The organism is Bradyrhizobium barranii subsp. apii, from assembly GCF_011516635.5.
In the GTDB taxonomy this organism is placed as follows: Bacteria; Pseudomonadota; Alphaproteobacteria; order Rhizobiales; family Xanthobacteraceae; genus Bradyrhizobium; species Bradyrhizobium barranii.
The window spans coordinates 5,690,023-5,712,192 of sequence record NZ_CP096255.1; the positions used below are offsets into that span (position 1 = coordinate 5,690,023).

22 protein-coding genes are annotated in these 22,170 nt (G+C 64.3%); 15 read left to right on the top strand and 7 right to left on the bottom strand.

The features are described from left to right. Window positions 1–9 precede the first annotated feature (9 nt). The 4 genes from HAP41_RS27130 to HAP41_RS27145 are packed head-to-tail and all read left to right on the top strand — an operon-like array spanning window position 10 to window position 3,687. Window positions 10–1,047 (top strand): NAD-dependent epimerase/dehydratase family protein, encoded by a 1,038-nt coding sequence (locus HAP41_RS27130; protein WP_166096357.1) that lies wholly within the window; start codon window positions 10–12, stop codon window positions 1,045–1,047. Beyond that, window positions 1,034–1,855, top strand: coding sequence for a GNAT family N-acetyltransferase (locus HAP41_RS27135; RefSeq protein WP_166096352.1), 822 nt, complete (start codon window positions 1,034–1,036; stop codon window positions 1,853–1,855). Before HAP41_RS27130 ends, HAP41_RS27135 begins: the two co-directional genes overlap by 14 nt. A gap of 6 nt (window positions 1,856–1,861) precedes the next feature. Next, entirely contained in the window at window positions 1,862–2,917 is a 1,056-nt protein-coding gene (locus tag HAP41_RS27140; protein WP_166096349.1) for a dihydrodipicolinate synthase family protein, read from the top strand. Continuing rightward, complete coding sequence (locus tag HAP41_RS27145) at window positions 2,905–3,687, top strand: ABC transporter ATP-binding protein (RefSeq protein ID WP_166096345.1); 783 nt, start codon at window positions 2,905–2,907, stop codon at window positions 3,685–3,687. The genes HAP41_RS27140 and HAP41_RS27145 overlap by 13 nt, the downstream gene beginning before the upstream one ends. Window positions 3,688–3,867: 180 nt before the next feature. Here the strand turns inward: HAP41_RS27145 and HAP41_RS27150 are convergent, their stop codons facing one another. The 3 genes from HAP41_RS27150 to HAP41_RS27160 all read right to left on the bottom strand — a co-directional run bounded on the left by HAP41_RS27150 (window position 3,868) and on the right by HAP41_RS27160 (window position 6,442). Further along, window positions 3,868–4,959 (bottom strand): TRAP transporter substrate-binding protein, encoded by a 1,092-nt coding sequence (locus HAP41_RS27150; protein ID WP_166096343.1) that lies wholly within the window; start codon window positions 4,957–4,959, stop codon window positions 3,868–3,870. Window positions 4,960–5,136: 177 nt separating this feature from the next. Further along, complete coding sequence (locus HAP41_RS27155) at window positions 5,137–5,394, bottom strand: hypothetical protein (RefSeq protein WP_014495671.1); 258 nt, start codon at window positions 5,392–5,394, stop codon at window positions 5,137–5,139. A gap of 64 nt (window positions 5,395–5,458) precedes the next feature. Next, entirely contained in the window at window positions 5,459–6,442 is a 984-nt protein-coding gene (locus HAP41_RS27160; protein WP_166105768.1) for a DUF2778 domain-containing protein, read from the bottom strand. Window positions 6,443–6,633: 191 nt separating this feature from the next. Between HAP41_RS27160 and HAP41_RS27165 the strand changes: the two genes are divergently transcribed. Both HAP41_RS27165 and HAP41_RS27170 read left to right on the top strand, forming a co-directional pair. After that, complete coding sequence (locus HAP41_RS27165; RefSeq protein WP_166096340.1) at window positions 6,634–7,074, top strand: DUF1810 domain-containing protein; 441 nt, start codon at window positions 6,634–6,636, stop codon at window positions 7,072–7,074. Between the two features lie 134 nt (window positions 7,075–7,208). Further along, window positions 7,209–9,290 (top strand): methyl-accepting chemotaxis protein, encoded by a 2,082-nt coding sequence (locus HAP41_RS27170; RefSeq protein ID WP_166096336.1) that lies wholly within the window; start codon window positions 7,209–7,211, stop codon window positions 9,288–9,290. Window positions 9,291–9,395: 105 nt separating this feature from the next. Here HAP41_RS27170 and HAP41_RS27175 read toward each other — a convergent pair whose 3' ends face one another. Continuing rightward, window positions 9,396–9,986, bottom strand: coding sequence for an NADPH-dependent FMN reductase (locus tag HAP41_RS27175; RefSeq protein ID WP_166096332.1), 591 nt, complete (start codon window positions 9,984–9,986; stop codon window positions 9,396–9,398). Between the two features lie 51 nt (window positions 9,987–10,037). Further along, window positions 10,038–10,967 carry an AraC family transcriptional regulator gene (locus tag HAP41_RS27180; RefSeq protein WP_166096330.1) on the bottom strand — a complete coding sequence of 310 codons (930 nt, stop codon included), beginning with the start codon at window positions 10,965–10,967 and terminating at the stop codon, window positions 10,038–10,040. Between the two features lie 302 nt (window positions 10,968–11,269). Here HAP41_RS27180 and HAP41_RS27185 point away from each other — a divergent pair, with 302 nt between their 5' ends. From HAP41_RS27185 to HAP41_RS27200, 4 genes are all read left to right on the top strand, one after another. Beyond that, window positions 11,270–12,376 carry a DUF2336 domain-containing protein gene (locus HAP41_RS27185; RefSeq protein WP_166096327.1) on the top strand — a complete coding sequence of 369 codons (1,107 nt, stop codon included), beginning with the start codon at window positions 11,270–11,272 and terminating at the stop codon, window positions 12,374–12,376. Next, complete coding sequence (locus tag HAP41_RS27190; RefSeq protein WP_028152715.1) at window positions 12,373–12,705, top strand: PilZ domain-containing protein; 333 nt, start codon at window positions 12,373–12,375, stop codon at window positions 12,703–12,705. Before HAP41_RS27185 ends, HAP41_RS27190 begins: the two co-directional genes overlap by 4 nt. A gap of 49 nt (window positions 12,706–12,754) precedes the next feature. Then, complete coding sequence (locus HAP41_RS27195) at window positions 12,755–13,867, top strand: HD-GYP domain-containing protein (RefSeq protein ID WP_166096323.1); 1,113 nt, start codon at window positions 12,755–12,757, stop codon at window positions 13,865–13,867. Between the two features lie 579 nt (window positions 13,868–14,446). Continuing rightward, entirely contained in the window at window positions 14,447–15,829 is a 1,383-nt protein-coding gene (locus HAP41_RS27200; protein WP_166096318.1) for an IS110 family RNA-guided transposase, read from the top strand. 101 nt (window positions 15,830–15,930) lie between these two features. Here the strand turns inward: HAP41_RS27200 and HAP41_RS27205 are convergent, their stop codons facing one another. Beyond that, complete coding sequence (locus HAP41_RS27205; RefSeq protein ID WP_166096314.1) at window positions 15,931–16,608, bottom strand: nitroreductase; 678 nt, start codon at window positions 16,606–16,608, stop codon at window positions 15,931–15,933. 125 nt (window positions 16,609–16,733) lie between these two features. On the opposite strand from HAP41_RS27205, the gene HAP41_RS27210 reads away from it, so the two are divergent. From HAP41_RS27210 to HAP41_RS27225, 4 genes are all read left to right on the top strand, one after another. After that, window positions 16,734–17,696 (top strand): alpha/beta hydrolase, encoded by a 963-nt coding sequence (locus HAP41_RS27210; RefSeq protein WP_166096310.1) that lies wholly within the window; start codon window positions 16,734–16,736, stop codon window positions 17,694–17,696. Window positions 17,697–17,812: 116 nt separating this feature from the next. Further along, a complete protein-coding gene (locus HAP41_RS27215; RefSeq protein WP_135216116.1) occupies window positions 17,813–18,061 on the top strand; it encodes a hypothetical protein in 249 nt (82 codons plus the stop codon). A 322-nt stretch (window positions 18,062–18,383) separates the two neighbouring features. Beyond that, window positions 18,384–18,740, top strand: a complete 357-nt coding sequence (locus HAP41_RS27220) for a PilZ domain-containing protein (RefSeq protein WP_085399213.1) — start codon at window positions 18,384–18,386, stop codon at window positions 18,738–18,740. A 54-nt stretch (window positions 18,741–18,794) separates the two neighbouring features. Further along, window positions 18,795–19,769: an ABC transporter substrate-binding protein gene (locus tag HAP41_RS27225; protein WP_166096306.1), complete on the top strand. Its 975-nt coding sequence runs from the start codon at window positions 18,795–18,797 to the stop codon at window positions 19,767–19,769. Between the two features lie 53 nt (window positions 19,770–19,822). Here HAP41_RS27225 and HAP41_RS27230 read toward each other — a convergent pair whose 3' ends face one another. After that, entirely contained in the window at window positions 19,823–20,116 is a 294-nt protein-coding gene (locus tag HAP41_RS27230; RefSeq protein WP_321576654.1) for a DUF3551 domain-containing protein, read from the bottom strand. A gap of 852 nt (window positions 20,117–20,968) precedes the next feature. Between HAP41_RS27230 and HAP41_RS27235 the strand changes: the two genes are divergently transcribed. After that, complete coding sequence (locus tag HAP41_RS27235) at window positions 20,969–22,078, top strand: DUF937 domain-containing protein (RefSeq protein WP_166096304.1); 1,110 nt, start codon at window positions 20,969–20,971, stop codon at window positions 22,076–22,078. Window positions 22,079–22,170 lie beyond the last annotated feature (92 nt).

A 22,170-nucleotide genomic window follows, 5' to 3' on the forward strand; every position in this document is an offset into this window, starting at 1 on the left:
GACCGATCCATGCTGCTCACCCGCCAGACGCTGCCGAAGACGATCCCGGATATCGCAGCCCTCGACGATCTCCTGTGCCGGCCGACCCAGGCGCTGATCGACGACCTCAAGAAGGTCGAGGGCGACATCATGATCCTCGGCGTCGCCGGCAAGATGGGACCGACGCTGGCGGGGCTCGCGAAAGCCGCCGCCCCCGATCGCCGCGTCATCGGCGTCGCCCGCTTCAGCGATGCGAGCGTCAAGGACTGGCTGCACGCGCGCGGCGTCGAGACGATCAGTTGCGACCTGATGGACGAGAGCGCGATTCAGGCCCTGCCGAAGGCACCCAACATAGTCTTCATGGCCGGCCGCAAGTTCGGCGCCGAGGGTGACCTGTCGCTGACCTGGGCGATGAACGCGCATGTGCCGGCCCTCGTCGCGCAGGCCTTCCCGACGTCGCGCATCGTGGCGTTCTCGACTGGCTGCATCTATCCCTTCGTCCCCGTCGACGGCAAAGGCGCGACCGAGGACATGGCACCGAACCCGCCCGGCGAATACGCCCAGTCCTGCGTCGGCCGCGAGCGCATGTTCGAGTATTTTTCGCGCAAGTTTGAAACGCCGGGCCGCCTGTTCCGGCTCAATTACGCGATCGACATGCGCTATGGCGTGCTGCACGACATCGCGACAAAGGTGCTCACGGGCACCCCGATCGACGTCGGTCTCGGCCACGTCAATTTCATCTGGCAGGGCGATGCGTCCGCGCAGGCGCTGCGGTGCCTTGCGCATTGCACCGCGCCGACCTCGCCGATCAATGTCAGCGGCCACGAGATTTTGGCGGTGCGAGATCTCGCAGCAAAATTCGGCGCGCGCTTCGGCCGCGCGCCGGTGCTGACAGGCAAGGAAGAGCCGACGGCTTGGCTCACCGACACGTCCAGGGCGGTCGAGCTGTTCGGCCTGCCCGTGGTCGACACCGAGCAGTTGATCGCCTGGACCGCGGACTGGGTGTCCCGCGCCATGCCAAGCCTCGGCAAGCCCACCAAATACGAGGTGCGCGATGGACGCTACTGACGGTTCGCCCATCCTCAAGCTCGGCGTCGACGACGCGATCGCCGGGCTGGTGCTGTCGACGGAAGCGCACTGGAACCAGACCGAGGAGGACTGGCGAATCTTCCTGCACGAGGGCGTGGTGTTCGGTATTCGCGACGGCCTACGGCTGGTCGCGACCGCGGCGCTGCTGCCCTATTCCGGCAACAACGCCTGGATCAGCATGGTGCTGGTATCAGGCACGCATCGCCGCCGCGGCCTCGCCACCCGGCTCGTCGATGCCTGCCTGGAAACCGCGCGCAAGAACGGCCTGACGAGCTGGCTCGACGCGACGCCCGACGGGGCCGCCGTCTACGGGCCGCTCGGATTCACGCCGACGCTGCAATTGCGCCGGCTGAAGCTGGTGAAATCCGGGCGAGCCGAAGCCCCACCGCCTTCATCGGCGACCATCGATGCGCTGCGGGCGCGGGACCGGCGCGCCACCGGTTTCGACCGCACCGCGCTCCTCGCCGCCATCGCCCTGCGCTCCGGCTCGCGCATCGTCGCCGCGCATGGCGCTATCGCGCTGGTTCGCGACGGCCGAACCGCGCGCCATATCGGGCCGTTGCTTGCCAACAATGCCGCGCCAGCGCTGGCCCTGGTTCATGCGATCGTGCACTCCGAGACCGGCCCGATTCTGATCGATGCCGTTGCATCGCAAGCCGCATTCCTGGACGGGTTGACCGCCTCGGGCTGGACCATCGAGCGGCCGTTCCAGCGCATGCGGTTCGGCTCCGCCACCACCGCTGCCAAGAAAACGCCATTCGCCGTCGCCGGCCCTGAATTCGGATAGGACATCATGCACCACAGCCAGATCAACAGCGACGTCCGCAAGCTGATCGCCGACGGCACCGTGCTGCCGGCGCATCCCCTCGCGCTCACGGCGGAGCGCCAGCTCGACAAAACGCATCAGCGCGCGCTGACGCGCTACTACATCGACGCCGGCTCGGGCGGCCTTGCGGTCGGCGTCCACACCACGCAATTCGCGATCCGCGACGTCGGTCTCTATCGCCCGGTGCTCGAGCTCGCCGCCGAGACCGCTGCGAACTGGACCAAGCGTCCGCTGGCGATGGTCGCGGGCCTCGCCGGCCCGACCCGGCAGGCAACGGCTGAGGCCCGCACCGCGCGCGATATCGGCTATCACGCAGGGCTCCTCAGCCTCGCCGCGATGAAGAGCGCCTCCGAGGATGAGATCATTGCGCATTGCACGGCGGTCGCCGCCGAGATCCCGCTGGTCGGCTTCTATCTCCAGCCGGCCGTCGGCGGGGTCATCCTGTCGAGCCGGTTCTGGCAACGCTTCGCCGCGATCGACAATGTAGTCGCGATCAAGATCGCGCCGTTCAACCGCTATCGCACACTCGACGTGCTGCGCGGCGTCGCCGCGGCGGGTGCGCTCGACCGCGTCGCGCTCTACACCGGCAATGACGACCACATCCTGCTCGACCTGATGCTGCCGTTCGACCTGCGCGACAAGGGCGTCACCACGCGCACCTATTTTAGGGGCGGCCTGCTCGGCCATTGGTCGGTGTGGACCGCGAGCGCCATCAAACAGTTCGAGCGCTGCAAGGCGGCGCGGCACAAGGAGGCCGTGCCGGCCGATCTGCTCGCCCTCGATGCCCGCGTCACCGACTGCAACAGCGCCTTCTTCGACGTCGCCAATAATTTTCACGGCTGCATCGCCGGTTGCCACGAGGTGCTGCGGCGTCAGGGCCTGATGCAGGGCCTGTGGTGCCTCGACCCGAACGAGGGCCTCAGCCCCGGCCAGAAGGAGGAGATCGACCGCGTCTATCGCGAGCACGCCGACCTCAGCGACGATGCGTTCGTCGCCCCCAATCTGGACAAATGGCTGGCATGAGCGCCGAGCCCTTCATCAGCCTGAGCGGCGTCCGAAAGGTCTATCGCAGCGGCGGCGCCGAGTTCCTGGCGGTGTCCGACGTCACGATGGACGTGCAGGAAGGTGAGCTCGTCTCGCTGGTCGGCCCCTCCGGCTGCGGCAAGACCACGGTGATGAAGATTTTGGCCGGCCTGCACAGCTCCGACGGCGGCACCATCAGAATTGGCAATGCCAAAAGCCCGTTCGATCCGACCCGCGACATCGGCATGGTGTTCCAGCAAGCGCTGCTGCTGAAGTGGCGCACCATCCTGGACAACGTGCTGTTGCCGGCCGAGATCGTTGGCCTGCCGATCAAGGCCGCGCGCGAGCGGGCGCGCGATCTGCTCAACCTGGTCGGGCTTGCCGGCTACGAGCAGAGATATCCGCAGCAGCTCTCAGGCGGCATGCAGCAGCGCACCGCGATCGCGCGGGCCTTCATTCACGATCCAAAACTGATCCTGATGGACGAGCCGTTCGGGGCGCTGGACGCCTTGACGCGCGAGCAGATGAATCTGGAGATGCTGCGGATCTGGCGCGAGAGCGGCAAGACCATCATCTTCGTCACGCACTCGATCCAGGAAGCCGTGTTCCTGTCCTCGCATTGCGCCGTGTTGACGGCGGGCCCGGCGAAGATGGCCGACTACTTCCCGATCGACCTGCCGTTCCCGCGCGACCTGCCGCTGAAGACCACGGATGCGTTCGGCGCTTATGCAAGGCGGATCTACGCGAAGCTGGGGCTGGGTGCGGCATAAGGCGCCACACGACAGGTGCCGTAGGGTGGGCAAAGCGACTTGTCCGCCGTAGCTCGAAGAGCGAAGGCGGAAGCGTGCCCACCATTGCACGTGACGCAAAGAACGTGGGCACGGCGCAAGTGCGCCTTTGCCCACCCTACGAGAGCGGGGCGCGGCGTAACCACCGCGCCCCCTTCACACTCAGGTCTTGTTGCGCATCTTGCTGAGCAGATAGTTGTCGTAGAAGTTTTCCGCGATCTGCGTGTAGAACAGCAGCTCCTTCATATAGGCGTCGTGGCTCTCCTTGGTGCGCTTGAACAGATCGCTCTTGCCGGCGAGCTCGTTCAGGTGCTCCTGGGTCGCGTTGTAGCAGGCTTCCAGCACCGGCTGCGGGAACGCCTTCAGCTCCGCGCCGTTGGCGATCAGGCGCTTCAGCGCCGCCGGATTCACGCTGTCGTATTTCTCCAGCATCCAGGCGCCGGCCGCCGAGGCGGCCTGATTGACGATCGCCTGGTACTGCTTCGGCAAGCTCGCCCACTTCTCGTCATTGACGATCATGTGCAGCATCGCGCCGCCTTCCCACCAGCCGGGGAAGTAATAGTACTTGGCGACCTTCTGGAAACCGAGCTTCTCGTCGTCATAGGGACCGACGAATTCAGCGGCGTCGATCGAGCCCTTCTCCAGCGCCGCATAGACGTCGCCGCCGGCGAGTTGCTGCGGCACGATGCCGAGCCTGGCCAGCACATGGCCGCCCATGCCGGCGATGCGGAATTTGAGGCCCTTGAGATCGTCGACGGTCTTGATCTCCTTGCGGAACCAGCCACCCATCTGGGTGCCGGAATTGCCGCAGAGGATGGCGTGCGTCTTGAACGGCTTCAGCGCCTCGTTGGTGAGTTCGGCGCCGCCGCCGAAATACCACCAGGATTCCTGGTGGCGATGGTTCATGCCGAACGGCGCGCCGGTGGCGTAAGCCAGCGCCGGCTCCTTGCCGATGTAGAAATACAGCGGCGTCTGCGCCATCTCGACGGACGCGACGCTGACGGCATCGAGCGCCTGGAGGCCCGGAACGAGCTCGCCGGCCGCAAAGGTCTGGATCTGGAATTTGTTGTCGGTGGCTTCCGCGACGTATTTCGCAAAGGTCTGCGCTGTGCCGTAGATGGTGTCGAGCGACTTCGGGAAGCTCGAGGTCAAGCGCCATTTGATCTCGGGCGCGCCTTGCGCAATCGCAGGTGCAGCAACCAGCGTCGTCGCGCCGGCGACCGCGCCGCCCTTGAGGAATGTACGGCGTTTCATGTTGGGGTCTCTCCCTGCAAGTAAGTTTCAAACATATCGGGGTCTGGCCACGGTCTTCGCGGACCGTTTGCCCGTTCCTATAGCGGAGTTCAAGCCGGGAGCGGAAGGCCTGCCGGCGTCCGTAGCCCGGATGGAGCGCAGCGCAATCCGGGCTACGAGAGCGCGTTGAAAGGCCGCTCAGAGCAGCTTCGCGCTCACGAACAGCGCGCGCACGGCGTTGGTCGCCTGCACCGCGAGCATGGCGTTGTCGGCGGCGCCTTCGAGCGCCGCGACCGCCTCTTCATGGAGCGAGCGGAATTCCATCCACTCGACCGATTTGAAGTTGGTGAGGAATTGATAGGCCTGGCCAACGGTCGCAATCGCCAGCGTGTCGCCGTTCAGCTTGATCTTGAACGTCGTACGCAGCGGGGTCTCGGAACTCTGGGGATCACTCATGGGCTGCTTCTGGACGAGGTCGGCTTAACGAAGGGGAAACGGCAGCCACGCAGTCCAGCAAATATCAGGAGTCGGTACTCGCGCGCTGCGAGACGGTCGCCGATCCGCGCAGGTTCGGCACGACGACCAGGCGGTTGAACTCGCCATTGTCCCAGGCCTTCAGGAAGCGATCATAGTCCTTGATCGAGACGCAGCCATTGGAGTCGCCGCGTGGCCCGAGCATGTAGTTGTGGGTGAGCAGGCCGACGCGGCCGAGCGCACTGGTGCCGTCAGTGGGCGTCAAGCGCAGGGCACGGACGCCGTGGAACAGCTTTTCGCGCGGCTTCAAATCATAGGTCGCCGGCGGGGTCGCGCCAACCATGCGCTGGTCGACATGGTCGGGGTCGTCCATCAGCGCGCCCATGCCCGAATGCGCTTCCAGCGCGATGCCGCTCGGCAGGTAAAGCGCCTTGGCCTTGATGTCATACACCGCCGTGCGTGAATCGTAGCCGAGCGCGGCGAGATCAGGCGCCCTGCTGAGCAGGCCGTCGCCGGGAGTCAGTGACGCCAGCTTGATCTTGTCGGTGAATTTCTCGAAGAAGTTGCGGTTGTCGACCCTGGGGTTGGTCTCGGCATAGGCCTGGCTCGAGGCGATCTGGGACGCGAGGTCTGCCTGGGCCGGGCGCGAGCGCGGCACCGGGATGGCGTCGGCGCGCTGCGACGGCCTCGTCTCGTCAACCACGTGCCGGTCGTCATCGGTCAGGGTCGAGCCGGTCAGGGTCGAGCGCCAGTCGTCGCCCTGGAGTTTTTGGGCCAGCATCGCCTTGGCGTCGCGCAGCTTGAGCTGGACCACGCTCACCGCGGAGCGCTCCAGCGTCCGCAGGCCGAAGTCACGGGCCGGCGGGCTGCTGGATACTGAAGCGAAACGGTCGTCAAACGAAGGGCCATTGGCCGGAGGCAGTGCGGTGGCCGGAGGCAGTGAGGCAGTGACCAGCGGCGCCGAATCGCCCATGTCCGCGACCCAGGCGGCAGCTCCCAGTGCCAGCGCGACGGCTGCCAAGGACAGCAGTATCGTCTCCGCTCGCCCAATACGGCGGCGCGACAACAGCCTTTCGGCGCTTGCGCGGTCGGAAACCATCAGATCCCCAAATCAACCCCCGGAGGGGCCCAACCCCCGCCCGGAGACTCTATACCAGCTATCGCATTGGGAGCCAAAACTTAGGCATAATCGCGGCCGGCAAGCCCCCCTTGAGGTATCCAATGACCAATCCTTTCGACCTAGAGCGCTTTGTCAGGGCCCAGGACCCGGTTTTTCGCGACGTCCAGGGGGAGCTGGCCCGGGGCCGGAAACAGACTCACTGGATGTGGTTCGTCTTCCCGCAGATCGCCGGCCTCGGCTTCAGCGCCATGTCGCAGCGCTACGCCATCGGCTCGCGCGCGGAGGCCAGAGCCTACCTCGCCCACCCCGTGCTCGGTCCGCGACTCGTTGAATGCACCACGCTCGTGCTTGCCGTCGAGGGACGAACCATCAACGCGATCCTCGGCGCGCCCGATGACGCCAAATTCCGCTCGTCGATGACGTTGTTCGGCGCGGTCTCCGACGAACCCGTCTTCGACCAGGCGCTCGCCCGATATTTCGCAGGCGAGCGCGACAGTGCCACGCTGGAGGTTCTCGCCAGGCTCGATCGGTCGGCGCGCTAGCGCGACCTACGCCTAGACGAATGGACGCATGCAGGCGGGGCATGGCGGCCGGCAGCGTAAACTCCGGATTAACACCGGCTGCCTATCGTTTGCGCAGAATAATTTTCTTCCCCGCGCCAATTGCCGGACAGATCATGAAAATCGGTACGCTGCTGACCACCGCCATCGTCTCGCTCTCGACAGTCGGCGGCGGCCTCGCCGTCTACGTCGCCGTGACGAAGTACCAGACGATGGACAGGATCGCCGAAGCGCAGGGACGCCTCGCGATCGTCCGCGCGGCCAGCGACATCCCGCGCTACCTCAACCCCGAGCGCGGCTTCGCCACCAACATCCTCTACGGGCCCGCGACGGTCGATCCGGCGCAGCTCACCGAGCACGACAAGCTGCGCAAGCAGACCGACGGCGCCCGCGACAGGATGAACGCGCTGCGCAAGGAGCTGCCCGGCCCGTTCGACGACGGCGCCACCATCGGCAGCAACATCGACGCGATCAATTCGAAATTCACCGCGCTCCGCGAGGCCATCGACAAGGCGATCGCGGGACCTGCGGATGCCCGCAAGGACGCCGCCAAAAAGGTCGTCGCCGACAATGCCGTGCTCAATGCCGGCGTCACCGCCCTGCTCAACGAGCAGGTCCGCCGCATGGCGATCCTGAACGGCGACGCCTATCGCCAGTCCAACTACGCCAACATCGCCATGACGCTGCGCGACGTCGGCGGCCTCAATTCCAGCGTGCACAAGAACCTCGTCGGCGCGAAGAAAGTGGCCAACGACGCCGAGAAGGCCGACATGGCCCGCATGCAGGGCCGCAACGACCAGATCGTGATGTCGCTGATGGAATTGCGTGGCAATGCGGCAACTCCGGCTAACGTCGCCGCGGCGCTGGAGACGATGAACGCGAACTATGTCGAGGAATTCGGCCGCGAGATGAAGCTCGTCAAGGACGGCGCCGTCAGCGGCAAATACGAGCACGATGTCGAGACCTTCTACGTGGCGTCCCAGAAGGGCCTCGGGTCCATCATCGGCGTCCGCGACGCCTTTTACGACAACGCCGAGCAGATCCTCGCCGGCGCTTCCTCCGCCGCGCGCACCAGCTTCACCATCGCCCTCGCCGGCCTCCTCGCCGTGCTGATCGCCAGCGCCGGCCTGATCGTGATGGTCCGCCGCCGCGTCTGCGCCCCGATCGTCAGCCTGACGACGCGGATGTCGCGCCTTGCCGACGGCGAGGTTGCGGACGAGATCCCCGGCGCCGAGCGTTCCGACGAGATCGGGGCGATGGCCTCCGCCGTCCAGGTGTTCAAGGACAACATGATCCGGGCCGACCGGCTCGCAGCCGAGAAGCAGGCCGAGAACGACGGCAAGATGCGCCGCGCCCAGGCGCTCGACGGGCTCACCCGCGCATTCGAAGCCAAGGTCACCGAGCTCGTCGGCGGCCTCTCCCGCGCCTCCTCCACCATGGAAAGCACGGCGCAATCGATGACCTCGACGGCGGCCCAGACCAACAGCCAGGCCGCGGTCGTCGCCGCCGCCTCGCAGCAGACCTCGACCAACGTGCAGACGGTCGCGAGCGCGACCGAAGAGCTGACCTCCTCGATCTCCGAGATCGGCCGTCAGGTGGCACAAAGCACCGAGATCGCGGCCCGCGCCGTCGACAATGCCCGCCGCACCGGCGACACCGCGCGCGCTCTCGCCGAGGGTGCCCAGAAGATCGGCGACGTCGTTACGCTGATCCAGAGCATTGCCGAGCAGACCAATCTGCTGGCGCTCAACGCGACCATCGAAGCCGCCCGCGCCGGCGACGCCGGCCGCGGCTTTGCGGTCGTCGCATCCGAGGTGAAGTCGCTGGCGGGCCAAACCGCCAAGGCCACCACCGAAATCTCCGAGCAGATCACCGCGATCCAGTCCGCAAGCGACGAGACCGTGAACGCGATCCGCAACGTCGCCGACGTCATCGCCGAGATCGACCAGATCGGCACCGCGATTGCGGCAGCGATCGAGGAACAGGGCTCGGCAACCCGGGAGATCTCCCGCAGCGTGCAGGAGGCCGCGCGCGGCACCCAGGAGGTCAACACCAACATATCGGGCGTGCAGCGCGCCGCCGACGACACCGGTGCGGCCGCGAGGGAGGTGCTGGGCGCGGCCGAGCAGCTCTCGACCCAGTCGCGCGATCTCGCCGGCCAGTTCGACCGCTTCCTCGGCGAGGTCAGGGCCGCGTAACTACACCCGGATTCGTAGCCCGGATGGAGCGAAGCGTAATCCGGGATTCGCGCCGCCGATGAACCGGCCCCGGATTGCGCTTCGCTCCATCCGGGCTACGGGACGTCAATAAGGCGGCGCCTTGCGCGTCCGCTGCGCCTTGGCGGCCTCGATCCACCACAGCAGGTCATCGGCAAAGCGCGGGAACGAGCGCTCGAGTGCCTTGCCGCCCTCGCCGATCGGCTCGCTCTCGGCCGACAGCGTCTTCGCGATCGGGCCGACGCCGATGGTGCTCGACACCACGACCATGCCCATCTCCGACAGCGTGCCATGCCAGGCGGTCGAGGCGCGTGCGCCGGACAGTCGGCCGGCGGAGTAGCTCACGATCGCGGCCGGGCGCCAGAACCACTCTTCCAGGAAGTGATCGGTGAGGTTCTTCAATCCCGGCTGGATGCCCCAATTGTATTCGCCGGTGACGAAGACAAAACCGTCGGCGCCGCGGATCTGCCCCGCCAGCTTCTCGAGCACCTCGGGTGCCGTCCCCTTGGGATATTCCTTGTACATGCGATCGAGCATCGGCAGGCCGATCGCCTTGGCGTCGATGAACTCGACCTCCTCGCCGCGCTGGCGCAGGCGATCGATGACGAAATTCGCAAGGCGGACACCCATGCGGTCGGAACGGTAGGAGCCGTAGAGGACGAGGATGCGATTGCTCATGGCCGGGACGCTAGCACGAAACGGCGGTACGGCCTCAACCGATTTGCCGCGCTACCGTTGTCGTCCGAGCTCCAGCGTTTGCGACGGCGTCTCGCCGAACTGGTCGCGATAGCTTCTGGAGAAGTCGCTGAGATGCCAGAAGCCGAACGCCAGTGCGACGGCCTTGACGCTGTCGGCACCGGCGAGCAGGCGCTGACGCACCAGCCACAACCGGCGCAGGCGCAAATAGCGATGCAGGCTCATGCCGCGATAGCGGCGGACGACGTCGTGCAGGGTGCGGACGGACAGGTTGAGCTTGCGCGCAATCTCCTCGCTGTAGATCGGCTGCGAGAGGTCGTCGGACAGAAGCGCGCGGATCTCCCGGAATATCCTGAAATTGCGCTCGTCATTGGGACGCAGGGTCCATCGCGCGGCAACGACGCTTTCGAATGCGTCGTCGACGGCGCCAAGCAGGGACTCCTTCATGGCTGCAGCCTTCAGCGGCACGTCCGCGGCTCCGATCGGCTCCGACGCAGCAGCCAGCACCTCCCGGACCAGGCTGCGCAGCCGGTTCAGGCTCGCGGCCGTCGTTTCAAATATCTTGAAGCTGGATGTCGCGTGCGGCCAGCCGCGATCCGTCACCCCCGGCCTGAACACCACCGAGGCAATTTGCCGCTCCACCTCCTCGATGGTGGTGTAGGCGGCGCCGCCGCTGCCGATGACGATGACCGGTCGGGCCCGCTGCGAGCCGTTGAAGCGGATGGGCACGTTGAGCTCATCCATCGTGAATCCGATGGCGGTGCAATTCTCGACGAGCTGCGCGTCGACGACGCGGGGAAACGCCCGCGTGAAATTCACGTCGCAACCGGGCAGCGACAGAATGGTCTGCTCGGCCGAAATCCTCCGTACGAAGGGCGTGAACTCGAAATTCAGGCCTCGTATGGCATTTCGAAATTCATCGACGTCGGAGAAGCGAAATACCCTGGGCGCAATGCTGTTCATGGCAATGTGAAACGTCGCGTCGTAACCAACGCGCGTCCGGCGGCGATGCCGGCCCGAGTTTCCCCCTTTCGGTTGTCCCGTTCGACCGAAAGAATCATCCTAATTCGTCTCGTTCAGTTGGCGAGGGTCCCGTTCAAAGGACAAGTCGCCGCATCGAGTCTCGCCGAATTTCGATAGCGTTTCCAGCGCCGCCAGCGGTGCGCTGATACCCCGTCGATCAAGCTCTAAATTTCAAATTAACGCATGTCAGGCGGAATGAAGGTCATTGGATAGTCGCGATTTTTTTGAATCAGGCCCCTGCCATGATGGCAAATTTGCCTGCTGATATTCTGGTTGAGCTGGAACAGGCGGTCGCTAGTTGCCCGCCGGACCGCTGTGCACGCATCCTCTCGGGCATTGTGCAGTTGCTCACCGGTAGCCTCGACCGGCCTCAGGAATTGCTCGCTGGGGTGGTTGACGGCGTTCTGCTGCGATTGACGGAACGCGTCGAGGCCAAGGCGCTCGTTCAACTCAGCACGGCGCTTGCCGAGTTCAAGGTCGCCCCGCCCGAGACATTGCTGCGCCTTGCCTCACACGCCGATCCGGACGTGGCCTGTCCTGTCCTCGTCAAATCGCAGGCATTCTCCGCCACCGATCTCGCGGCGATCGCGGCCTCGTGCGGCGAGCGGCAGCAACGCGCGATCGCCGCGCGCAACTCGATCGAGCCAGAAGTGGCCGAGGCGCTGATCAAACGCGGCGGCCCGATCTGCCTTGCGCTGATCAAGAACCCGGGAACCCAATTCTCCGAGGCAGCTTACGCCGCGCTGATCGCCAGGGCTGATCCAGACGGCGAGATTGCCAAGGCGCTGGTGCTGCGGCCCGGCACGCCCGACCTGGTCGTCCGGAAGCTGCTCTCCGTGTCACCGGCCCCGAAGGCGCCGGCCAAGGCCAACGCATCTACCACTCCGCCCGCACAACACGCCGCGCCCGTTCCGCCCAAGCTGCCCTGCCCGGCCGACTATGCGAGCGCGAGGCCGGAGATCGTCGCCCTCAGCCGCGTCGGCAAGCTCAACGATTCCACCGTCAACCGCTTCACGATCCGCGGCGAGACGGCCAATCTGTTCACGGCGCTCTCGGTGCTCTCCGGCGCGCCGATCGAGATCGTGGAGCATGTCATGACCGATGACGATTGCGAGGGCCTCGTCATGGCCTGCCGGGCCGCACGGCTGAACTGGGCCACTACGCTCGCGATCCTGAGCAACCGCAGCGGCTCACGGCTCTCTTTCGTCGAACGCGAACGGGCGCAGCAGATTTTCGAAACGCTTCTCTTGTCGACCAGCCAATGGACAGTGCGCTGGGGGGAAATTGCAGCGAGTGCCAACCCAAGCGATGCGGGACATCGCGGCACAAAAATGGGGGTTAGCCGATGAGGTTCGACGGTCGAAAGGCGCTTCGCGTACGGATGGATCACAAGCAGGCCGTCAATCTGATGGGCTCCGACGGCACCTGGCGACGCAGTTGCTTCCTGCTCGACGTGTCGCAAAGTGGCGCCAAGATCGAGGTCGAAGGGACGCTCGACGTGCTCCAGGCCAAGGAATTCTTCATGCTGCTGTCGTCGACGGGGCTTGCCTACCGGCGGTGCGAACTGGTGTGGATCGACGGCACCATGGCCGGCGTGCACTTCATCACCGCAGACGGCAAGAAGAAGCCGGCGAGCGCAAAGGCGGCCGCCGCGCCAAACTCCACGCCGAGCAAATAGGCTCCAGAATTCATCGAGCTCATTCAATGTCATCATAGTCCGGTCCGCCGTGCAGAGTGCCCGAACCATATCCAGCCCCGTCAAAAGCGAAGGCGGCATCCGAACGACGGAAGCGGTTCGCCCGTTTGTGCATGTGCTGGCCGATTCGTCCGACAAACTGGCGGGGGTCTGCTCGGCCCTCGAACGGCAATTTACCGTCGCCGGCGAACGACTCGATGCGGAAGCCAGGCTGTCACAAGTGCCATTCGCGGTCGTCGTTCGCGCGGAGCTGCGTGACGTCGGCACCATCGCGGCCATCAAGAAGCGCGCCGGCAAGCTGGCGAAAGCCACGAAGCGCATCTTCCTCGTCGAGCACTCGTCTCACGTCGGCATCTCGCAGGCCTACGCACTCGGCGCCACCCTCGTTCTTCCCGAGGCTCTCAACAAGAGCAAGCTGCTGGCAGCGCTGGCTGACCCGGCCTCTGCTGGCTCAAGTGACGCACCGCAACCGGACAACGCCGTCGAAGCCGCGGCAACCGCCATCGCTTCGATGTTCACGGCCGTCACGCTCGGCGAGCCCCTCGACGTCGACGGCACGAAGGAAGCGGGCCGCAGGATCGCCGACCGCATCACCGAGCACGGCCTGTCCGAATGGCTTGCCACGGTGCGGCGTCACCATGAGGGAACCTACCAGCATTGCCTGCTCGTGACCGGCGTGGCGATCGACTTCGGACTGAGCCTCGGCGTCGGGCGAACCGATCTCGAGCGGCTGTATTCCGCAGCCATGTTCCACGACATCGGCAAGGCGCAGATTCCGCTTGCGATCCTCGACAAGCCCGGCCGCCTCGACACCGACGAACGCGCCATGATCGAGAAGCATCCGGCGGCGGGTTACGAGTTTCTGAAGGATCACGAGAAAATCTCGCCCGAGATTCTCGACGCCGTGCGGCATCATCACGAATATCTCGACGGAAGCGGTTATCCCGACGCGCTGTGCGGCGAGAGCATCAACGACATCGTCCGCATTCTGACGATCTCGGACATCTTCGCCGCGCTGATCGAACACCGGCACTACAAGCCGACGATGCCGCGCACCGAGGCCTACAACATTCTTTGCGGGATGACCGGAAAACTCGAGAAGGCCCTCGTAACCTCGTTCAAGGAGGTTGCGCTCACGCGATGACCGCGCAGGCTGGGCGATCCCGCAGCGAGGACCTCGTCACGAACCGCGCTTAGTGCGTGGCCCGGTATTTGGCGCGGTGCGGAATCGACCGGGAGGCCAGTCCTTCCGCAAGCAGCTTCATGTCCTCGCGTCTGCCACTCCGGATCAGCTTGCCGAGCTCATCGGGTGTGAAGGGCAGATTTGGATCATCATCAATCGGATACCGCGGTCGCGGACCGAAGAACCGTCGAACCAGGCTAGCCAGCCGCCGCATGTCGATTCCCTCGCGCCAGCAACAAACCTTTCACTCCGCGTATTGTTCCTCCCGCGCGATCGAGATTGCAAGAGGCCACCAACGGCTCAACATCAAAAAACTGAGCGGGCGCTGCGCGCCCCCTGTGGGATATAAACGGGTAATCGCTAGACTGCGGCCGGAAGGGAGCGGCCGATACGATTTTGGTGGCACGTGACCCCGTCAAAAAACATGGTCCATGGGCTGTTGCGCACTTGAGAGTGGTGACGCCATCTCGGCGATCCCGTTTAGGAATTTGAATAAATTGCGCAGCCCAGCCCTTCCGCCGGAGCCAGGAGGAGCTACAGATGAACCCCAAAAGATCGAAGTCGAAGGACGGCGGTAACATGCCGATGGTGCACCCGAACGCGGCTGCCATCGACGTTGGCGCCACCATGCATATGGCGGCCGTTAGGGCAGATCGCGCACCGGAGCCAGTCCACAGTTTCGGTACCTTCACGGCCGATCTGCATCGGCTGGTTGACTGGTTTACGGAATGCGGCGTCGAGACCGTCGCCATGGAATCGACCAGCGTCTACTGGATTCCGATTTTCGAGCTTCTCGATGCCCGGGGATTTACCGTGTTCCTTGTCAACGCGCGCGATGCCAAGCACGTGCCGGGGCGTAAGACCGATGTCAGCGATGCGCAATGGTTGCAGCGACTCCATTCATTCGGGTTGCTGCGGGCCAGCTTTCAGCCCAAAGGGCAGATTGCCGAACTGCGAGCCTACGTGCGTCAGCGCGAGCGTCTGCTGGAGTACGCGGCCGCACACATCCAGCATATGCAGAAGGCCTTGACGGAGATGAATCTTCAGCTCCACCACGTCGTCGCCGACATCACCGGCGCGACCGGCTTGCGTATCATACGCGCGATCCTTGCCGGCGAGCGCGATCCCGAGGCGCTGGCGTGCTTGCGCCACTACAGTTGCCACTCCAGTGCCGAGACGATTGCGAAGGCGCTCACCGGGAGCTACCGCGCCGAGCATCTGTTTGCGCTCGAGCAGGCACTTGCCCTTTACGACACCTACCACGAGAAGGCATCTGCCTGCGACGCCCGGATCGAAGCCGTGTTGAAGGAACTGAGCAACCATCGCGGTCGTGGCCATGGACCAGCACCGCGGGCCTCGCTGCGTCGGAATCGGACCGATCAGGCGAACGCTCTAGCTTTCGACGTCCGCGAGGCGCTGTTCGCGTTGCTGGGAAAAGACATCACCACGATCGACGGCCTCGGTCCTTACCTCTCGCTGAAGCTGATCGCTGAATGCGGGGACGACCTCTCCTCGTGGCCAAGTGCAAAGCATTTTACCTCCTGGCTAGGACTGGCGCCGAGCAACAAGGTCTCCGGCGGCAAAAGGCTCTCGTCCCGAACGCGCCGATCCGGCGGCCGGGCGGCGGCGCTTCTGCGCCTTGCTGCCGTCACCGTCGGACGCACCGATACTGCGCTCGGCGCCTTTTACAGGCGACTTTCATCGCGCATCGGTAAGGCCAAGGCAGTGACCGCCACGGCCCGCAAGATCGCAGTTCTGTTCTACAATGCTGTGCGATACGGAATGGACTATGTCGATCCCGGGGCCTCTTCCTACGAGACGCGCTACCGGACGCGAGTGGTCAACAATTTGCATCGGCGTGCCAAGGCATTCGGCTTCGTTCTCCAGCCCTTGGAGCCGACCGTCGGCGATGCCGTTTCTTAGGAATCGACGAGAGAATAATCTCCCCTCCTCCACCTCAGCCGGCTCTCCGCGTTAGTCGGCTCGCAGCGTCAGCCGGCTGTGCGCATCAGTGACTTCCCGCGCTAGTCGGCAAAGCCGACATAACGCACGAAATCGTCGTTGCCCTCGCGATCGGAGCGCACGGCGTTCGCGGCGAAGCTGTCGTCGGGATACCCCATCGCCACACATGTCATGATGACCTCGTCTTCCGGAATCTTCGCGACCTCGCGCACGATGTCGGAGCGCATGATGCCCTGCCCGTTGATCACCGAACCGAGACCGCGGTCCCAGGCCGCGAGCACGATGCCGTAGCAGAGCGCACCGAGATCGAAATGGCAGACCGCGCCGGGATCCAGCACGCGGTCATAGGTCAGCACCAGCGAGACCGGCGCGTCGAACTGGCGGAAGCCGCGCAGCACCCAGTCCTGCCGCATCGGCTTGTCGTCGCGCTCGATCCCCATCGCGCCGAACAGCTTCTTGGCGATGTCGACCTGCCGGGTGCGATGAATGCCCTGGTATTCGCCATGACTGATGATATCGCGCTTGACCTTGGCGCCGCCGACCATCTCCTCCATGTTGCGGCGGCGCAACTCTTCAAGCGGAGGGCCTGTGAGCACATGCACATGCCAGGGCTGGGTGTTCATCGACGACGGCGCGCGCTTGGCGCTCTCGATGATCGCCTCGATCACCGCGCGCGGCACCGGCCGCTGCTTGAAACCGCGCACGCTGCGGCGCGACTGGACCAGCGTTTCGAATTCCAACTCTTGACCTCCCTGACCGTTCATTCCGCGGCATTGCAATTGTAACGCGTAACCGGTTGCCGATGCGGTACGCCAAATCTATGCTACCCCGCAAGCAAGACCAAGAACCCAGCGAGGACCTGCAAATGCCCGCACCGCTCGATCCCGTCATCGCCCAGATCATTCCGCTGCTGCCGCTGCGCGATCCCACCACGATGACGCCACAGAGCGCGCGCGATGCCTTGCGCGCACTGGCTGCCTCGCGTGCGGATGTGCCGCCGCCCCCCGTCGACACGGTGCAGGATATCAAGGTGAAAGGCGGCGCCGGGCCGCTCGATTCACGTGTCTATCGCGTCGGCCCCAATCCTGCGCCAACCGTAGTCTTCTTCCACGGCGGCGGCTGGGTCGCGGGCGACCTCGAAACCCACGACCGGCAGGCGCGCAATCTCGCGATCGAAACCGGCGCGGTCGTCGTCTCCGTCGATTATCGGCGCCCGCCGGAAACGCGCTTTCCCGGCGCCTTCGAGGACGCGTTCGCCGCCGCAAGTGACATCTTCAACCGCGTCGCGGAATTTGGCGGCGATGCAAAGCGTCTCGGCGTTGCCGGCGACAGCGCCGGCGGCAATCTCGCAGCCGCCACCGCGATCGCCTGCCGCGACGCCGGCATCACGCTGGCCGCACAATTGCTGGTCTATCCCGTGACCGACGTCGTCGGGGGCTATGCGGATGCGCGCGAGAACGCGCCCTATCCGTCACGCACCGAGAATGCCGACGGCTATTTTCTGACACGCGCGACGATGGAATGGTTTTGCGGCCACTATCTCGCCGATCCCAAGGATGCCGCCGACTGGCGGGTCTCGCCGCTCCGCGCCGCTTCGCTCAAAGGGCTCGCGCCCGCGATCGTGACCACCGCATGGTTCGATCCGTTGCGCGACGAAGGCGCGGCCTATGCACGGGCGCTGGAGGCCGCCGGCGTCCGCGTCAAGCACCATGAGGGCCCCGGCCTGATCCACGGCTATTTCGGCCTTGGCGATGCTTCCGCGGCCGCGAAGGCCGAGGCGCAACGCGCACGGGCCGATTTCAAGACACTGCTCGCGCGCGGAATCTGAACCGCAGATGAATGGAAAAATCCGCGACATCGGTCGTGGCGCGCATCGATCCTGCTTGATTGCGCCACGATTCGCGGTTCCAATCCGCTTGGTAATTTTGTCCTAGGGAGACACCCATGATGAAGCGGATTTTTCTCGCAGCGATCGTCGCCACCTTTGCAGCGGGCTCGGCCCTCGCGGACGACACCTGCGAGAGCAAGGCGGTCGGCAAGGACGGCAAGGCGCTCGCCGGCGCCGCCAAGACCTCGTTCATGAAGAAGTGCAAGGCCGACGCTTGCACGCCCAAGGCCGTCAGCGCCGACGGCAAGCCACTCGCCGGTGCCGCCAAGAACAGCTTCATGAAGAAGTGCGAGGTCGGCGCCTGATCGCTGCTGGTTCGCCACTGCTGCACGGACACTCTGCAACTCCGTCGTGCCCGGGCCTGTCCCGGGCATCCACATATGTGTGTCCGTGCGGCACAGATCAGATGGCCGGGCCAAGTCGAAAGCACGAACGTCCTCTGGTAACATCGTCGTCAAGCCGTTCGAATTAACCACCAATTCGATCCAATTTTAATAAGACAACAACGCTGCTTGTTAGCGTGAGCCGCACAGATCAACGTGCGGGAATTGCCGTTTTCCGGATATCGGCGGGACCGGGAAAGTGACTTCGTCGAGTGCGATCGTCTTTCATTGGGAGCATCTCGCCATGATCGAACGTCGTGCAATGAAGCGCATACCGATCAACCGGGCCGCGCGGCTATCGTTTGGTGAAATTCACGGGACTCATCCGTGCCTGGTGCGCGATATCAACGCCTTGGGTGCCCGCATTTCCACGCCGTACTACATATTTGCCGACGAGTTTGTGTTGTCGTTCGACGGCCATTCCGGAATTTTCTACTGCCGCGTCGTATGGAAAAAGGAGACGCTCTGCGGCGTTTTATTCCTCCTGCGTCGTCGCGCGCCAAAGGCAGCGAACGATTCCGGCGCGCCCGCAAATGTGGTGCGACTTGATCGCCGGCTCGTGTGCCGCGGCGGGGTCTTTAGCCCGGAAGTATCGACCTGACTCCTCGCCCGCGCGGGTGCATATTGCAGCGGTAGGGCGTCGCGAGGTGACCGAATGAAACGCCGCAATTTTGTCGCGCTTCTCGGCGCTGCGGTGACCGTCATGCCCCTCGCGGCCCACGCGCAGCAACCCGCGGTGCCGCGGGTTGGCTATGTCTGGGGTGGCGTTCGCGGGACGGACTTGTACTACCAGACCGGCTTCCGTCGGGGACTTGCGGACCTGGGATATGTCGTGGGGCGCAACCTGCTGCTCGAAGAACGCTACGCCGACGGAGAGCCGGAGCGCGTTCCCGCATTGATCGCTGAACTCCTCACACTCAACGTCGATGTTCTCGTGACTCCAGGCACACCAATTTCGCAGGCTGCGCAACGTGCAACGTCCACGGTGCCGATCGTCTGCATGAGCGGAGATCCGGTCAGAGCCGGTCTTGTGGCAAGCCTTGCCCGACCAGGCGGCAATATCACCGGGCTGTCGCAGCTCTCGGGCGAATACGGTGTCAAGTGGGTGGAACTGCTGAAGGAGGCGGCACCGAAAGTGCACCGTGTCGCAGTGTTGTGGAATCCTGACAATCCGACGACCGCCAACCAAGTCGAACTCATGCAGAAAGCGGCGCCCGGTCTCGGTATCGAGCTGACGGCTCTCTCGATACGGCGCGCGGACATCGACAACAGCTTCGCCGCGCTTGGGGAGAGAGGCTTCGATGGTCTCGTCGTCACCGATGATCCATCGCTGATACCCCTCGTTCCCCGCCTGATCGAGTTCACTGCAGAGCGGCGCTTGCCGGCGATCTATCCATTCCGCGACTCGGCTCAGAGAGGAGGACTGATGTCGTACTCGGCCAACCTTTTCAAACTATGGCAACGCGCTGCAGGCTATGTTGATCGCATTCTAAAAGGGGCCCGTCCGGCGGAGCTTCCCGTCCAGCAGACGACGGATGTGACCCTGAATATCAACCTCAAGACCGCCAAGGCCCTCGGTCTCGACATTCCCATGACGCTGTCCGCCCGAGCCGACGAGGTGATCGAATAGCAACGGAAATGCTGCGCGCGAAAATTGCGCTTGGCAGACTGTCGCCGGGCGCATCAGTACGGGGTTGATGAACGCAAGCGGCTGCCTGCCCCCCTCGGCTGCGGTCGCTGCCAATAGGGGTTGTCCACGCACATCGCGGAAAGTCCGATCGCAGACGCTCGGCATTGATCCCATGACGTATAAGCGCATTCGAAATAGGTGCTGCCACCCCACTCCCATCTCTGAAGGCAGACGGGGTGGCTGGGATCGTAAGTTTGGGCTGTAGCCGAGGCGATCGCCAGGATCGCCGCACTGCCCAGGATTAGCCAACGGAGCATCCACATCGCCGCCTCCTCCAAATGGATCATCCAAGCTTTCCGGTTCGACGGCCGCTCATGTGGAGACAGGAGATGCCTTGCGACGCTTCATAGCTCCTGCGTCGTCGCTCGACGAAAGCGGGGAACGATTCCGTCGCGCCCATATCGGCACCTCAGCGCTCGCCCCGGGCCGGCGGACATAACTCATCCGATAAGTGGCCCTGAGCCTTGCTCGGAAAGACCCTGCGGCCGCCATCCTGCAATATCACTGGTCTTTCCGCATTGCTCGCAATTCAGGTGAGAGCATCCCCTAGCTCGTCCCCGCTGAACGTTCTCGCGGGAGGCTTCACATCCGCAGCGCGGGCAAGCTAGCGCCGCGCGCCCGCATCCAGGGCTTGCGAGCAAGAAACTGGCGAAGTTCGATACGCGGTCGACGATCCTTCTGATTAATTTGGATTATCCAAACGACGGCCCCGGACTTGGGTTGAGTGTGAGGTTCCGGGACCGTCATCGAGGCGCGGACCGCAGCCCACCCGCGCACTGCCAGTAACGTGGATGTCCGCGCGACGAACAATTGTCTTCTGGTACAATCCCACTGCGCGTCATCATGCCCGCTAGCGGGCATTGCGGTGCTCGGAGCCGATAGCCAATCCTGGCCCGTCAGCGAAACATCGATGCCTCTCAACCAGGTCCGCCTGATGGGCCGCAGCGCACTGGATATCTCGCGCCGAACTCTTCGCATTTGCCCTGTACCAAAGACCTTTGATCTGGATCAAGGAGTCGAACTATCGATGCAATCTCAACTTGGGCGATAGGCGCCGTTCGGAACCATCGACGCCTGTCACATCAAATTCGCGAATTAGGGGGCAACCAACAGACCTGCAACGTAGTGGAGAGACCGCCATGGCCGTCAATCTCATTTCAGCTGCACAACAGCTCCTGACCCCTGAAGTCATTGCGCAGATTTCCTCCTTTCTTGGGATGGACCGAAGCGCGACGCAGAAGGCCGCAATAGCGGCCATCCCGACCATACTGGCCAGCCTGTCGGATCTGGTCGGAACCCCGGCCGGTGCCAATCAACTGTCAAAACTGCTGTCACAACAGCAAGGCACCAATCCCATGGATATGTTGCGCAACGCCGGCGCCCCGGACCTGGCTCAGACGGGTTCGAGCATGTTGTCCGGACTGCTTGGAGGCCGAACCATGGATACCATGGCCCAGGCGATCGGCGGCTTCGCGGGAATGGGCGATGGCGGCGGCAAGTCGTTACTCGCCGTGGTCGGGCCGCTAGTCCTGGGTATGCTCGGCAAGCAGCAGCATGACGCCGGGATGGATGCAAACGGACTGGCATCGCTTCTGCGCTCGCAGAAAGATCAGATCATGGCGGCGATTCCATCGGGCCTCAGTGATCAACTCGGCGCCGCGGGCCTGATCGACAAGGCACGCAGTGGAATGGCCACTGCCGCCGCCACAGGGAGCCGGATCGCCGGCGTTTCCGGCGCTACTGGCGCGAGCCAGGCCGCCATGGCCGCCGGCCGGACGCAATGGCCATATTGGCTCGCCGCGCTCGTTATCGTTGCCGGACTTGCCATATATGCGCTTCAGCGTCCGACCGAGCAGACGGTCGCTCAGAGTACAAACGTTGCGCGGCCCTCAACCGGAACTGTGGGCATGGCGCCCGCGGATCTGACCGTTGACGGCGTGAATCTGGCGAACCAGGTCAATTCGTCCCTTGGTACGCTGCAGGCTCAACTGCCGACCATCACCGATGAAGCTAGCGCGCAGGCGGCCCTGCCGAAGATCAACGACGCCATCTCACAGCTGGATGGCGTCACGGCGCGAGCTGCCAAGCTTTCTCCGGAAGCACGACGCGCGCTTGCCAAGCTGATCGTCGCGGCGGCGCCGGCCATCAATCAGATGTGCGACAAGGTCTCGGCGACACCGGCCGGCACGATCGCAAAGCCCGTGATCGACAATCTTCGTGCCAAGCTCGACCAGTTGGCGAAAGCCTGAAAGCCACAGACGTCACACGCAATAAACTCGCCACACTTCAGGACGGGACGTGTTTCCCAGCCTCCCGTCCTGCAAGATGAAAGGAGAAGACT